The following is a 13613-nucleotide window of genomic DNA, read 5'->3' as shown; positions in this document are numbered from 1 at the left end:
CGTTTGGGATGAATACCGGCGCCATGGCCGATGAGGTGATAACCTCTGGACCTTAAGCGAAACGAAGGATTAAATGTATATGCTGCTGTCTTGCGACAGAACATATGGCGCAGGATTGGGTTTCAACGTAACTCTTCCCGGCTCGAATTGGCGTGGGGGCGAACTGGGGATGAGCGTGCGTACCAATGGCTATCAACCTGTCTTCATCGACGCCTTCGCGGGCTGTGGCGGCCTCAGTCTGGGCCTGCTACGATCCGGGTGGCGGGGCCTGTTCGCTATCGAGAAGGATGCGTTTGCGTTTAGTACGCTGAAAGCCAACCTGATCGATCCGGGAGCGCGGGTTCGCTACGACTGGCCCGCCTGGCTTGAACAGCAGCCATGGACGATCGAGGCGCTGGTGGAAACGCATGGCGACAAGCTCTCAGCGCTCCGCGGCCAAATCGATCTCCTTGCGGGAGGACCGCCTTGCCAGGGCTTCTCCAGTGCCGGCCGTAGGCGCCAAGGCGACCCGCGCAACGAGCTCGTGGAACGCTATCTTGAGTTCGTCGAAATCGTGCTCCCCAGGATGGTCCTCATCGAGAATGTTCGAGGGATCACGTACGACTTCATTGACGACAACGAAAATGTCCCGCCCCGGAACTTCGCGGAGGAGCTCATCGCGCGACTTGGCCGACATTATCATGTTTACAAAGACACGGTCCGGTGCTCGGAATATGGGGTGCCTCAACAGCGGCCTCGGTTCTTCCTGGTAGGCATGCTGAAGACCGAGATGAGGAAGCTGCCACGCCGCGACGACCCGTTTGCCCGGTTGCGATCGGCGAAAGTGCGCTTCCTCGACCAACGAGGGCTTCGCTCAAGGGTGACCTGCAGGCAGGCGATCTCTGACCTTGAGCTAGCGCATGCGGGCTCGGGTCCTTGCCCGGATTCCAAGGGATACGACGCCTTGCTCACAGCTCAGCCACGCACCGCCTACCAGCGCGTGATGCGGGATGGATTTCATGGTGCAGTTCCCGATACCCGGCTCGCTAAGCACCGCCCTCATATTATCGAGCGCTTCACGAACATCATCGCGGATTGTAAGGCAGCCGGCCGGCTCTGCGTTCAGCTAAACCGCGAGATGCGCGAACGCTACGGGATAAGGAAGATGGCGACGCGGGTGCTCGACCCCGAAAAAGCTGCCCCGACCATTACGAGCATGCCTGACGACCTGCTTCACTATTCGGAGCCTAGGACATTGACGGTCCGGGAAAACGCGCGCCTGCAGACGTTCCCAGACTGGTTTGCATTCCAAGGCAAATATACAACCGGGGGCGAGCGTCGGGCCCGCGAGGTGCCTCGTTTTACCCAGGTGGCGAATGCCGTTCCGCCGCTGATCGCCGAGATGTGGGGCGAAGTGCTGCTGAAGCACCTAGCAGCGGCGGCTCGCTCTAACAGGCTGGCAGCATAACATGGCGACCGACTTTCGAATTGTCGATCAACTTGCATAAGACCGGGGGCACCGAGGGGAGGATGCGCTATCCAGCAGGCTTGCTTGACTGGGCGGGCCATCGCGGCGGCGGAGTAAGGCGCCTTTTCGACTCAGCCAGCGGCCGCCCAGGGGAAGTCGTTTTCGAGACGAATCTTCTCGGCCGACTGCGAGATTGGGCGCGAAGCATCGCGGCCGCGGACAAGGAAGCACCCCGTGTGGTGCTATTGGTCGGCGGACCGGGCAACGGAAAAACGGAAGCCGTCGAGGCGACCATTGAGGAGCTCGACAAGGCGCTCAGCTGTAGCGGGGCGCTCGTTGAAGAATTGGCAAAATCCTATCACCCACCAGCGGGTAAGGCCGTTCCGCGGCTTGTTGCCGTGGACGTGGGCGCGACGAGCCAGCCCGAGCGAGATCTTCGGATCGAGGTAGTCCAAGACGCAACGGTCGGAGGACAAGGCGGCTACTCTCCCGCTATGTTGCTCGTAGACGAACTGGAAGCCGCGCTGGGGTCGCCTACTGGAGCATTCATCTGCTGTGTGAACCGCGGAGTCCTCGACGACGCGTTGATTCAATCGATCGACCGCGGACTGAGCAAGTCGCAGGACTTGCTGGAGGCGGTCGTACGTGCTGTGAGCCTGGCACCCGACGCACCGTCGTGTTGGCCGCTGGAAGAGTATCCAGCGGTCGCAGCATGGCCTATGGACGCCGAGTCCTTGGTCGAGCCAACCGACAACGACGATGACGCGCCTGCGGCGGCAGTACTTAGCCGGGCGCTCGATCCCGCGCGCTGGCTTGAGGCCGGGACTTGCCAGGCCGGCATCGCTTGTCCGTTCTGCGGCAGCCGAAAGGCGTTGGCCGGGCGAAGGGAGGCTGAATCTTTTCTCCGTATGCTGCGATGGTTCGAACTCGGGACGAGCAAGCGCTGGGCCTTCCGGGATCTCTTTTCCCTGACCTCCTACATGTTGGCCGGGAGCGGAACCGGACAGCGCGGGGCCTCCGTCGATCCATGTGAATGGGCCGCGAGTCTGGTGGAGGCCGACAAGCAGGCCCAACTGCGTGGAAGACCCAAGCGCGACACGTCGGCTGCGCTGTTTTGGCTCGTTTCGGCTCAGTACCAGCACGCACTTTTCCATCGCTGGGACCGCGGCCTCGCGTCCTCCTTGCTCCAAGACATCCGTGATCTCGGCTTGCAGGAAGACAACACAGCGATGGGGCTGCACTACTTTTTGCAGTCACGAATCGCAGGTTACGTTCCGGCAACGATTGCGGCGTCGCTGGACGCTTTTGTCGAGCTGTTGGATCCCGCAATGTCGTCGCCGGATGCCGAAGTGACGCTATGGGGCGGGTCGGTTCGGCTGGGCGAATTTGACGCCCGGTTCAGCCGGTCTGTTCGCGAGGGCCTGGACTACGCGATTGCCTGCAGGGCATTGTCGCATAACGAGCGGATGCTGCTAGAGCGTCTTTCCGTCCTAGATGAACTTCTCGCTGTTCCGCGGCTGCGGCTCAAGCGGCCAGCCGCTGCCAACCGCATCCAGCGCGCCGTGAGGGACTTCGCCTGCAGGGTAACGCGTCGCAGCGTCGGCGCGAGGAATGCGGCAGTGCCCGACGCGGCGACATTGGACGCGTTCAAGCGCGTTGTCGCGGATGCCGACGGGCAGGGCCACGACCTGCGAGAGATCGCAAATCAGGTTGAGGACCTCCTCAACGACGACCACAATTTCAACGTGTCGCTGACAACGACGTTCGGCCAGCCACTACCACCGTCCCGTCGCCGAGCGACGCTGGTTGTGTCGCGCCGGCGTGTCTTCCCTCGCGACGTTGCCCTCAAGGGACGCCCGCGTCCGTCGATCTGCTTCCTGGACGTGGAGGTGGGATCAACGCCGCAGCCAATCGCGTTGACATACGACCTCTTCAAAGCCGTGAGCGATCTTGACCAAGGGCTCTCGCCGGCGTCGCTTCCCCGTAGCGTGCTTGCTCTTCTAGACACGACGAGAGCTCGGATGGCGGGATCCATCGTCAGGGATCGTGACGTGCGCGAGCGGCCTACGATCATCCTGGGAGAAACAGTATCCGTAGAACGATATCGCGGACGCTTCGAGGCAGGGAAGCGCGGGGGACGCCAATGAGCCTTGCGGAATTCAAGGCGTCGCCGTGGGCGAAATCCCACCCGCTCTACAAGGCGGCAGCGCTCTCCATAACCCCGGCGCCAGAATACGCCAACTCCGAAGTCCTCGTAGCGGGACTATATCGAACTATCGGACTGGCTGGGCTGAGCGAGGGCATGGTTCCTCTTAAGGGAAGGGAGCTCGATCGCAACATCGGTACCCGCCGTGACAGGCGGACCAAGCCAGCTGGCGCATCGCTAGAGGGCGATGCCCTGCACGCGCTCCTGCACGATGTGCTGGAAAGCCCGAAGCTTCCCAACCAGTCGACGAAGCGCTTCCTGCAAGTAACGCCTCTAGTCGGGGAGACCGCGTCATTCTCGGGGTCCGCTCGCCTGGCTGGCAATCCGTGGCCGGCGGGCGCTCTTGTGCGTAGGATGGTCTGGCTTGGATCCAACAGTGACAAGGCTGCGGAGGCCCGTTGGGCAAATCTGTTCGATGCATTGATGGTGCACGACGATGATGACGTTTTTGCGCGGTTCCTGAGAGACGAGCTGTCCGCTTGGACTGGGATCAGCTGGGGACCTGCGTGCATCCCGCCCGATGCGAACGACGTGCATTGCCTTCCGCCGGCTGAGCTCGAAGGCTACGCGTTTCCAGCGCGCCAGTTTGTTCGAGACCTCGACGCCGTCGTTGCCGCAAAGCCTTTGATGACGCGCCGGCAATGGACCAGCCTCGTTGAGGCCCTCGTGCGGGTCGCAGCTGTGGCACATGTGGCGTGGCTTTGCGAAGTTCAGAAAATGACGTGGGATAGCGTAAGGCGCTCGGTTGAGGGCCAGCCCGTACCCGATGATCCACGGACGTTGTTTTACCCTCGCGTGCTGAGTTATCTCAGCTATGGCACGGGCGCGGTTTCGGAACTTAAGGACCGAACATCGAAGTACCTACGTTCACGCCTCGGCATGAATGCGGTGCTCTGGAGTCTGGAAGAGGCCGGAGCACCATTTGCGGGGCAACTTTCCTCCGCCGCTGAGCTCGGGGACTTTTGCCGCCATGTCGGCGCACATCGGTCGAAACTGCTAGAGGTCACGAGCCTTGTCGACGACCTTGCCGACAGGGAGGCCCGGGCGCTCCTCTGCCGCAAGGGAGTGGGCTCGAACCTCATGGAGTTCGGGCGGCATGTCCTCTACCAACGCCAGGCCGCGAACCCGATCCTTCGGGGCTATGACCAAGGCTACATCTTGCGGAAGCGTGGAGCGGCCAAATCCAGCCCCTGGGTGTGCTCCCCAGGCCCCGTTGCCGTGCTCGCCTTGGTACATTGTTCGCTAGCGGGCCTCGCTGGGCCTCGATCGGTGCATCGGCTCGCGCAGCATATGGCCGCCTATGGAATTGCCGTGGACCATCGCGACATCGCGCAAAACGACCTGGGGCATCAGCTACGCATGCTCGGCCTGGTGCTGGACAGTCCGGACGCCGAAAGTGGGATGCTCCTGGTGCCACCATTTGCCGCTGCCCGGCACGGTCGAGTGGGTGTTGCGTCATGAGGAAGCTCTCAGACTGGCTTGCCGGCGCGATCCGGTCTCGTGTGGCCGAAACCGCGTCTGGAGCTGCTAGCGGTGGTGAGTCGCGGCTCATCTTTCACGGGCCTCCACTCGAAGTCCTTGGCGAAGTCTATGATCTGCTTGTGGCTGGATCGACTGCTCTAGACTTGCCGATCCTCCTTCAAGTTCCCGGGCACGAGCCCGACGGGTTCAATCCTCCAATCGGCGCCTCTGGCCGATGCGACGAAACTCATCTGCTGGACTTGCGGAATTCGCCGACCGCTTCGAGTTACCTTGCCTTGGTTCCACCCCGGCAACACGCGATCCGGTCGGTATCGTCCACAACTGACGAATTTGGTGTGTCTGGTGCGAGCAACGGTGCCAACGTGCCATTCGACCAGTGGTGGGCCGACTCGTTCATCCAACGCGTGATTGCAGCCGCCCTTGATGCCACAGGCGTCTCTAACGACAATCGCGACAGTGCCGCTGAGCTTGTGCAGCGTGCGATGCGGGCAGTGGATGATGTCGATCAAGACAAGGATAGCCGCCGAGCGGCGTGGCGGCTCCTGTCCCGCGTGTTCGCGGTCGGCGGCGGCTCTCTCACTGCCACGCGCGGCATCAGCCTTGCCTGCGGCGTGCCGCCAATGTCCGACGACAAGCTCTCCTCAAGCGAGCAGCACGCGACGCTGGACGGCGTCGCTGCTGCGCTATCTGACGGCTTCAGGTCTGGCCTCGCCGACGCCCTGGAAGCCGCCGCGACTGACCAGAAGGTGTGGGTCGAAGCCTTCCTGCAGCACATTCGGTCGACGTGCGATGTGCCTACGGCGCTAGAGCGAGCGCCGGAAGCCTTCTACGCCCCTGCGGCGGGGCTGGGCCTGAGTGATCCCCCAGCCTGGTGGATGGGGCTAACAGCCGAGCTATGGGCGGAACTCCTAACCGACGAGCCGGAGATTACCGGGGACATACGGCTCGAGTGCCTCAATCCATTGTTGCCTCCCTCGAAGGGAGTCCCGCTACTCGTTGACGGCGAGGTCCAACTTGCAATCCGAGCGGGAACCGAAGGCAATGAGCCCGTTGCGGTGACGCTCGATCGCTCGCCCGGTAAAAATGCCGGCGGTTTTCCCGGCGCGCTCGACGTCGGAGGCGGAGCGGAGTTCACGGACGCAGCTCCTCCGCCCCACCGCTCTCCGATCCAATACAAGGCAAGCGCCGAAAGCCACAAGCCGGGTTCAATCAAGGTAATATCGCTTTTGACGTGGCTTCCCGGCATCTTTGTGGCGTGCCGGCTCGCCAGGAAGATCACTTCCCCGAAGGCACCCGCAAGGCGAACGCGCGGGGCAAATTGGGAGACGAGTATCTCCCTTCCTGGGCCTGGACGATACGAGCTCCTGATATTTATGTCGCCGGGCACGACGGTCGTGGAGCGAGCGGCAGGGACAGCGGGCGGCGATGGCAATGGCGGAGACGACTCCCAGGAGCTAGTGCTCCGGGAGATGCGTCCGGGCTTGCACCAGCTCGAGGTTGAAGCAGACGGCTCGTACCAGGTCGACATCTCGTTTGAGCGGGCATTGCCGAACGGCAAGTTAGCCTCTGAGACGTGCCGTGTATTCCTTTCATGCGAGGACGTCGTCGAGGACGGATGCAGGAGCGAGTTCGAGCGGCTGATCAAGCTAAACCGAAGGCAGGTCGATCCGACTGGATCGAAACCTGTCGTGCAGTTGAACAGGAGCGCGCGGACGAGCAGCTTGCAGGCATGGATGCTACAGGACGAGGACGTCTCGCTATCATACCTGCCGCTTGTTCTAGCGGAAGACTACGGCGACCAGTGGGTGCAACCAAAGTGGGCGGAGGAGACCGGACGAATCTTGTCTGCGGGGCGGTTCCTTCAGGATCCACGCCCACCGGCGAGCCACTTCGATCCTCCTGCGGGCTTTGTAGAGGCGCGGCGGGCGATCGCTGCGCTGATCCGAGGGCCAGGGGACCAGTCGGGCCTGATAGAGGCCGCCCCCCTGGGGGAGTGGCTACGCAACGACGAATCCTTCCCGGCACTCATTGAGCAATACCTCGATGCCTACGCGGGGTGGCTGAAGGCTAGCCCTGAAGTGGCGACTTGGTCCGACGTCATCGCGATCGCTTCGCTGGAGCCGGGCGGTCGCACACTGTCGCGCGTGCCCGACGCCATTCTGCTCTCGCCTCTGCATCCCATGCGCCTGGCGTGGCACGCCGTGGCTCAGGGTGTACTGGACGCGTCGGCATCAAGTAGCCGGCCCTGCCCAGCAGCTGGTGTCCTCGATCCTGGGATGGTGCCGGATATCCTCCGGATGCCCGTTATCTCCCCCGAAGGGGTGGAGCACATTCCGTTCCTAGCCGTCGAATCGAACTCAGACTATTGGTCGGTTCTTTGGAATGGCGCGCGTCTGCGTACGTTGCCTGAAAGGTCTCGTTCCGCGCCTTTCGGCCCGGCTCTTGGCCTCTCGGTTGGCGGAATCTCGACAGGCTTTAGTGCGAGTCAGGTGGAACGGGCGCTCGATGACGTCTCGAATGTCCTCTGCGCCAAGCCAATCATAAGCGTTGTTGTTTCGAGCGCTGGAGGCGCGACGGATTCCTGCAACGAGGGCCTAGTCGCCTGGTCTGGTGCCCGATACGCGGAGGGAGGCAAGCCCGCAAGACGACACACATCCGGTCCCCGACGCCTAGATGTATTTGACACTAGAACGGAGGGAGCGAGGCCGGATGAGGCCACGATCGCCAATCTCTCCGAAGACACCCGGAACCATGTCCGGTGGTTTTCAGGGCACCCAGTTGGCGCTGGCCTCGACTTAGGCATTATCGCCCAACTCGACTCTTCGGAGCCGGAAGCTTCGGAGACGCCGTCGCTGTCATCCCTTGGCGTCGGAGGGCTCATCCGCCATCGGGTGCGCCGCCAGCTTCCCGGCTTCTTTCTAAGCGAGTCCCGGCAGGCGCGGCCCGCGAGCACTTCGGGCGATCCGTTGGCGGATAAGGTTGCGGCCTGTATCGGAGCCTTGGAGAACACGGGCGAACGGCCGGCAGGGCTTCGCTTCGCTCCAAACGTCCATGCTATCGGCGACATGCTAGAAGCGAAGAAGACCGATTTTGTCGCTGTGTCCTCGTCTGCGGTTGACCCCGCGTGCTTCCTCGGAGGCTGGCTCCCGCAATCCTATCTGTGGGATTACGATCTTCCGTCCTATTCGCACCGCGCCGGGGATACTAACGGCTATTATCTGCTGTCCCGGGTGAAAGCCTCTGACCGCGATGGCCTTAGGAAGGTGCTGTCCCGTCTGCCCGGTTGCGAAGCCCTGGACGACTCTCGCGTGGAAGACATTCTGCTTGAAGTCGCGCGCCGTGGCATCCCGACGATCCGCGGGCTCGCTGGCGATGACACCGGAGCGACGGGAGACCTCGGACTTTTCGTCGCCGCCCGCCTGTTGCAGGACCGGTTCCGACTAGCATCAAGCGGCAATAGCCTTATGCCCGTCATCGGCGGAAGTAGCGATGAACCAACGATCTCCCTGGTCATCCCCGTCGATCCGTTCCGCGGATATCTTGATGACCTCTCGCGGGCGCTAAACCAAGATCGGCCCGACGCAACGCTGGCGCGACCGGACCTGCTGGTCGTTGGCATCACCTTGGAATCGGGGAAGACTCGTATTCACCTGACTCCGATCGAGGTGAAGTGCCGTCTCGGCTATGTGTTCCCGGTCGCCGACGTCAAGGATGCTCTTGGCCAGGCAAGATCCCTGGCGGACCTCCTTTCCGTACTAGCAGAGGAAAAGGACGCGCTGTCGGCCTGGCGCCTCGCCTACCAGCACCTGCTGCTGTCGATCATCGGTTTTGGGATGAGGGTGTATAGTGCGCATCATGATCTGTCGGGCGCCTCGGCCGACTGGGCTGGATTCCACGAGAGGATCGCCGGCGCCGTCCTCGGGGTAAACGGTGATGTCACTGTAGACCGACGCGGCCGTCTGATCGTCGTTGATGACAGTGTCATCAGTGATGCTGTGGATCGCGATGGTGACGGTTTTGAGGAGACAATGGTCATTGGGGCGCGCGACGCCGGGCGGATCGTCGCGGGTGACGCACAGGGATTCTACGATAGTATCAGGGCCAAAATTGGCGATTGGTCGATGGGAGCAAGGCGTGCCGACGGCGACCACGAGTCCAGCGACACAATCATCGTCGATCCGTTGGATCTTGCGCTGGAAACGATCGCTGATATCGGACCTGCCGAAGCGAGCGGTGCGGCTGTTCCGCCCGCCTTGGCACCAGTGGTCACGGAGGAATTACTTCCACCGGCACCAGGTGTCGACGGCAGCGGGGTAGAGCTTGCGGTCGGGATGACAGTCGACGGGTTCGAGCGCAGGGACGTCTCTCTCCTCTTATCGGATACTAGGCTCAACCAGCTCAACATGGGCGTGGTTGGTGATCTCGGCACCGGTAAGACCCAGCTCCTAAAGTCCCTCGTCTTCCAGATTGCGGCTTCTGCGCCGAGCAACAGGGGGATAAAGCCGCGCATCCTGATCTTCGACTATAAGCGCGACTACAGCAGCGACGACTTCGTCAAGGCCACGGGCGCGAGGGTCGTGAAGCCTTATCGTCTTCCGCTCAATCTTTTCGATACGGCCGGAATGGAAGACTCGATGGTTCCTTGGCTCGATCGCTTTCGGTTTTTTGCCGATGTGCTCGACAAGATCTATTCGGGGATTGGTCCGGTCCAACGAGACAAGCTGAAGCGCGCCGTGAAGTCCGCCTACGAAAATTGTGCTGGGCGTGCGCCGACCATCTATGATGTCCATGCCGCATATGCCGAATTGCTGGATGGCAAGTCAGATTCCCCGATGTCCATCATCGACGACTTGGTCGACATGGAAATCTTCGAGCCCGACCCGACAAAGACAAAGCCATTTGCCGACTTCCTTGATGGCGCCGTGGTGATCTCGCTTGATGCGCTTGGGCAGGACGACCGCAGCAAGAACATGCTGGTCGCCGTCATGCTGAACATGTTTTATGAGAACATGCTTCGCATACCTAAGCGACCGTTCATTGGAACGGGTCCCCAGCTTCGCGCCATCGACTCGTATTTGTTGGTCGACGAAGCCGACAACATTATGCGGTACGAATTCGACGTCCTTCGCAAGTTGCTCCTGCAAGGCCGGGAATTCGGCTGCGGCGTAATCCTCGCCTCGCAGTACCTCCGGCACTTCAAGGTGAACGCGACCGACTACAGGGAGCCGCTGCTCACCTGGTTTGTGCACAAGGTCCCCAACGTGACGGCGGCGGAACTCAGTGCGCTGGGTCTGGCGAGCTCGGCAGGCGAGATTGCGGAACGGATCAAGGGCCTGCCAAACCATCATTGCCTCTACAAGTCGTTCGACGTGCCGGGTCAAGTGATCAAGGGCCTGCCCTTCTACGAGCTGATGGCGAGTAAGGCCGAGGGTTAAGCCATGGCGGACTTCCTGTCGCCTGCGGAACGCTCCGCTAGGATGGCGCGAATACGATCCAACGATACGTCGCCGGAGGTCACGCTGCGCAGGGCGCTCCACCGCCTCGGCTTTCGCTACGTGCTTCGCAAGAAGGGCCTCCCGGGCAAGCCCGACTTGGTCTTTCCAAAGCATCGCGCCGTCGTGTTTGTGCACGGTTGCTTTTGGCATCGACACGATGGCTGCAAGGTCGCCTCTACGCCGAAGAGCAACACACAGTTCTGGAAGGATAAGTTTGACCGAAACGTCGCTCGCGATGCACGCGTGCAAGATGAGCTGCGAGCGCAAGGATGGCGTGTTTTCGTCATATGGGAGTGCGATCTTCAGTCTAGGACGCGTGCAAACTCAAAAGCGGAAATGTTAGCAGCCGATATCCGGCGTGAGCCCGACCTGGAATAAGCCGCATCGACGCGGTGCCGGTAAGTCCGGATGTGGCTCGGAAGCCATCTGAGGTCTCCACGATCATTGGCTCCGCGCCGGCGACCGCCGGCGCTCTAAGGAAAACGGCGTATAAGCCGCAGTCCTGCGCGCGTCCGCAACAGCGGACGATTGTCGCGCGTAGGACGGAGGAAATTCGCCCCCGCCGCGGGCGGTTAACAGGACAGCCGTAGGAGCGTCAGCATAGCGCCGGCCGCAGGACGGGACGCGGGACCGACTGTCCCCGTCCGCGGTGGTCCGCATCTTGATCGGCGATGGATGCAGTTGCCTTGGAAACCGGGACGGAGGGCCGATCATCGTCTAGTGGGCTATAGGAGTTGGAAAAGGGAACCTATTCCCCTGTTGTCAAGAGCCTATTGACTCCAATGTTCTTATTTTGTTCACTGTGAGCATGATTGGCACAGGAGGCGAACATGGAACTTCGCTTAAACATCGAAGACGCAACGCCCGAAGAACTCGCACGCGGTGTTGCGGCAGCCGAAGCGGTCTTTGCGCGGGCCGGCATCACGGCGTTGCAAGGCGCAGAAGGCCTGTTCGCCTTGGAAGGTTGGGATATCAAGGGTTTTCCGGGAGATGACAAGCCTACCGAGGACGAGGATCGAGGTGCGGCAGTCTGGTTGGAGGCCGACAAGGCTGCGACGACTGCGTGTTGCGTGGGCTGGCCCCAGGACAAAGTTCCGCACCATCAGATCATGGAACTGATCGACGTTCCCCGAACGAGATTGCAAGCCGAGGCGCTTCCGGACATGTGGCCGGCGCGCAAGCAGCTCTACCCTGACGTCGTTAAACGGCTGGAGGTTACAGCTGGCCCGGACCGCCAGATCGATTTCGACATTGCCTTCGTTCTTGGTTGGGTGCCCGAGCGGCCGACGCTGGATCGGGTCGAGCCGCTTTCGGAAGATGGCGACCGTATCCCCTTCTTCACCAGCGACCTCGCCCAGGTTGAAGAAATGGCTCGCAAGGCGCTCAAGGGCTGGACAATTGAAATTGGCCGGAATCCCTATGATGCCCACGTTTTCGACCCTGCAGCCGCCGATGACGGTGACGAATTGCGCATGGCGGCGTGGCGCGATTTCGACGGCTCCTTGCTTATGGAGAAGCCGCCTGCAAATCCTGCGATCGCACTGACCCTGGCAATGATGCGCGGCCAGTCGATGTATTTCGAATAGTGGTGAACGGGATAACACGACCGTTATCGTCTATCGATCGTGCTTTGGCCACTCCAGTCGCACGACCAGATGGCCGAACGGCTGACGAGGCCACACCACGTCTGATGAGAAAGACCATGTCAGAAAAACCACCCTATATGCCGACCGGCATTGGAATGGGCATGATGAGCGACGACGAGACCAGGGTCGGCGTTCTGATATTCGAAACGGCGCAAGGCAACTTCGACTTCGCCGTTAATCTGCAGGCAGTCGATGTGCTCACCAAGGCAATCAATAAGATCGAGATGCATCTCCGCTCCGGCAGGACGCACTGAGTGTCAGACGATGTGCCAGACCAGAAAAAGCCGAAGCTGATCGTAGTCGTGGCGTTCGACCGCGGCGAGGATGGCGAGCTGTTCACCGCATACGGCCCGACCGACCAGCAAAGCGAGGACCGCGCGATCCGCACGGCAAAGGCGCTGGCTTCAAACCACGCCGGTGTCATTGCATGGAGTCGCGACGCCGACCCGGCGCTTGGCGACTATGGGCCGCCGACAGTGCTGTTCACCAACGGCGAAGTGCCGGACATGGAGTGAAGAATGATCGATCCGCCAAGGCACCTGCATGACCATGACTACGCAGACCGCGCGCTAGATTGCCAGGAGGCCATGGAGCCCGGCTTTCAGGCAATCATCGATTGCATGTTGGAAGTGGGCTGGACCCGGAGTGAGACATTGCGGGCGCTGAAGCGGCTCATTGCCGCCGATAACATGACCCAGAAAGAGAATGCCAAGACGGAAGCCGAGCTCGCGATCGCGCGTGCTATGGTACGCGCCGGCAAGCCGCTTTAGGCTGCCGGCTACAGTTTGCTGACCCCAGCTTCATCGACCTCCGCTTCCATCTGATCGCCGACCGGCTCGGCCTTGCCAGCACCCTGGACGGACTCGCCATCGAAGCCCTGCAACCAAACGTCGGCATACTCCTTCCAGAACTCAGGCACGACCCGCTCCCTTCCGTCCTTGCGCGCTTGTACCCCATAGAGCCAGGCATATCCGACGCGCTCCTGATCCTTCTTAGCCACGGCCATAGTCGTCCTCGCGCAAGATGTCGGCGTCAGCCGCGGCCTTCACGAACGCCGCCCTTGCCACGCTGGCTTCTTTGATCCCGTCCAAGACCGCCAGGCAGGCCCTTCGAGCGGCCACATGGCTTTTCCCCGTCACTGCCGGCCAACGATTGAGTAGCACGTCGGCCGCCTGCGCAACGCGCTCAACCTTGTAAATAGTGTTGCCGGATCGGCCTAACGCGACCGAAACGGGCATATCGAAACGCTTGTCTTGCATCACGCCACCCTCAGTTACTCGAACGCGATTCAAGCATCGGCGCGCGATTCAGTTCCACCTCGTCATTCCGGAATACCG

At 61.5% G+C, this 13613-nt stretch carries 11 protein-coding genes; 9 read left to right on the top strand and 2 right to left on the bottom strand.

All coding sequences use genetic code 11. From position 1 onward, the window contains the following. Positions 1–169 precede the first annotated feature (169 nt). The 9 genes from MESAU_RS04470 to MESAU_RS04435 all read left to right on the top strand — a co-directional run bounded on the left by MESAU_RS04470 (position 170) and on the right by MESAU_RS04435 (position 13046). A complete protein-coding gene (locus MESAU_RS04470; RefSeq protein WP_157163624.1) occupies positions 170–1447 on the top strand; it encodes a DNA cytosine methyltransferase in 1278 nt (425 codons plus the stop codon). Positions 1448–1509: 62 nt separating this feature from the next. After that, the gene (locus MESAU_RS04465; RefSeq protein ID WP_015314864.1) at positions 1510–3594 is read left to right on the top strand and encodes a DEAD/DEAH box helicase family protein; all 2085 of its coding nucleotides are present in this window, start codon (positions 1510–1512) and stop codon (positions 3592–3594) included. Next, complete coding sequence (locus tag MESAU_RS04460) at positions 3591–5114, top strand: hypothetical protein (RefSeq protein WP_015314863.1); 1524 nt, start codon at positions 3591–3593, stop codon at positions 5112–5114. The genes MESAU_RS04465 and MESAU_RS04460 overlap by 4 nt, the downstream gene beginning before the upstream one ends. Next, a complete protein-coding gene (locus MESAU_RS04455) occupies positions 5111–10570 on the top strand; it encodes a hypothetical protein (RefSeq protein WP_015314862.1) in 5460 nt (1819 codons plus the stop codon). The genes MESAU_RS04460 and MESAU_RS04455 overlap by 4 nt, the downstream gene beginning before the upstream one ends. A 3-nt stretch (positions 10571–10573) precedes the next feature. Next, positions 10574–11008: a very short patch repair endonuclease gene (locus MESAU_RS04450; RefSeq protein ID WP_015314861.1), complete on the top strand. Its 435-nt coding sequence runs from the start codon at positions 10574–10576 to the stop codon at positions 11006–11008. A 452-nt stretch (positions 11009–11460) separates the two neighbouring features. Beyond that, positions 11461–12216, top strand: coding sequence for a hypothetical protein (locus tag MESAU_RS04445; protein ID WP_015314860.1), 756 nt, complete (start codon positions 11461–11463; stop codon positions 12214–12216). Positions 12217–12332: 116 nt separating this feature from the next. After that, on the top strand, positions 12333–12530 hold the full coding sequence (locus MESAU_RS29845; RefSeq protein WP_015314859.1) for a hypothetical protein: 198 nt from the start codon (positions 12333–12335) through the stop codon (positions 12528–12530). Beyond that, complete coding sequence (locus MESAU_RS04440; protein ID WP_015314858.1) at positions 12531–12791, top strand: hypothetical protein; 261 nt, start codon at positions 12531–12533, stop codon at positions 12789–12791. 3 nt (positions 12792–12794) lie between these two features. Next, a complete protein-coding gene (locus MESAU_RS04435; RefSeq protein ID WP_015314857.1) occupies positions 12795–13046 on the top strand; it encodes a hypothetical protein in 252 nt (83 codons plus the stop codon). Between the two features lie 8 nt (positions 13047–13054). Here MESAU_RS04435 and MESAU_RS04430 read toward each other — a convergent pair whose 3' ends face one another. Beyond that, positions 13055–13282, bottom strand: a complete 228-nt coding sequence (locus MESAU_RS04430) for a hypothetical protein (RefSeq protein WP_015314856.1) — start codon at positions 13280–13282, stop codon at positions 13055–13057. Continuing rightward, positions 13269–13535, bottom strand: coding sequence for a DUF982 domain-containing protein (locus MESAU_RS04425; protein ID WP_015314855.1), 267 nt, complete (start codon positions 13533–13535; stop codon positions 13269–13271). The genes MESAU_RS04430 and MESAU_RS04425 overlap by 14 nt, the downstream gene beginning before the upstream one ends. Between the last annotated feature and the right edge of the window lie 78 nt (positions 13536–13613).

This window comes from Mesorhizobium australicum WSM2073 (assembly GCF_000230995.2).
Lineage (GTDB): Bacteria > Pseudomonadota > Alphaproteobacteria > Rhizobiales > Rhizobiaceae > Mesorhizobium > Mesorhizobium australicum.
Note: the sequence above shows the minus strand (reverse complement) of the source record. Positions and strands in the feature narration are given on the sequence as shown.

Bases quoted from the DNA above. Each gene is read 5' to 3' on its own strand.
- MESAU_RS04470 (WP_157163624.1), top strand. From the start codon at position 170: ATGAGCGTGCGTACCAATGGCTATCAACCTGTCTTCATCGACGCCTTC.
- MESAU_RS04465 (WP_015314864.1), top strand. From the start codon at position 1,510: ATGCGCTATCCAGCAGGCTTGCTTGACTGGGCGGGCCATCGCGGCGGC.
- MESAU_RS04460 (WP_015314863.1), top strand. From the start codon at position 3,591: ATGAGCCTTGCGGAATTCAAGGCGTCGCCGTGGGCGAAATCCCACCCG.
- MESAU_RS04455 (WP_015314862.1), top strand. From the start codon at position 5,111: ATGAGGAAGCTCTCAGACTGGCTTGCCGGCGCGATCCGGTCTCGTGTG.
- MESAU_RS04450 (WP_015314861.1), top strand. From the start codon at position 10,574: ATGGCGGACTTCCTGTCGCCTGCGGAACGCTCCGCTAGGATGGCGCGA.
- MESAU_RS04445 (WP_015314860.1), top strand. From the start codon at position 11,461: ATGGAACTTCGCTTAAACATCGAAGACGCAACGCCCGAAGAACTCGCA.
- MESAU_RS29845 (WP_015314859.1), top strand. From the start codon at position 12,333: ATGTCAGAAAAACCACCCTATATGCCGACCGGCATTGGAATGGGCATG.
- MESAU_RS04435 (WP_015314857.1), top strand. From the start codon at position 12,795: ATGATCGATCCGCCAAGGCACCTGCATGACCATGACTACGCAGACCGC.
- MESAU_RS04430 (WP_015314856.1), bottom strand. From the start codon at position 13,282: ATGGCCGTGGCTAAGAAGGATCAGGAGCGCGTCGGATATGCCTGGCTC.
- MESAU_RS04425 (WP_015314855.1), bottom strand. From the start codon at position 13,535: ATGCAAGACAAGCGTTTCGATATGCCCGTTTCGGTCGCGTTAGGCCGA.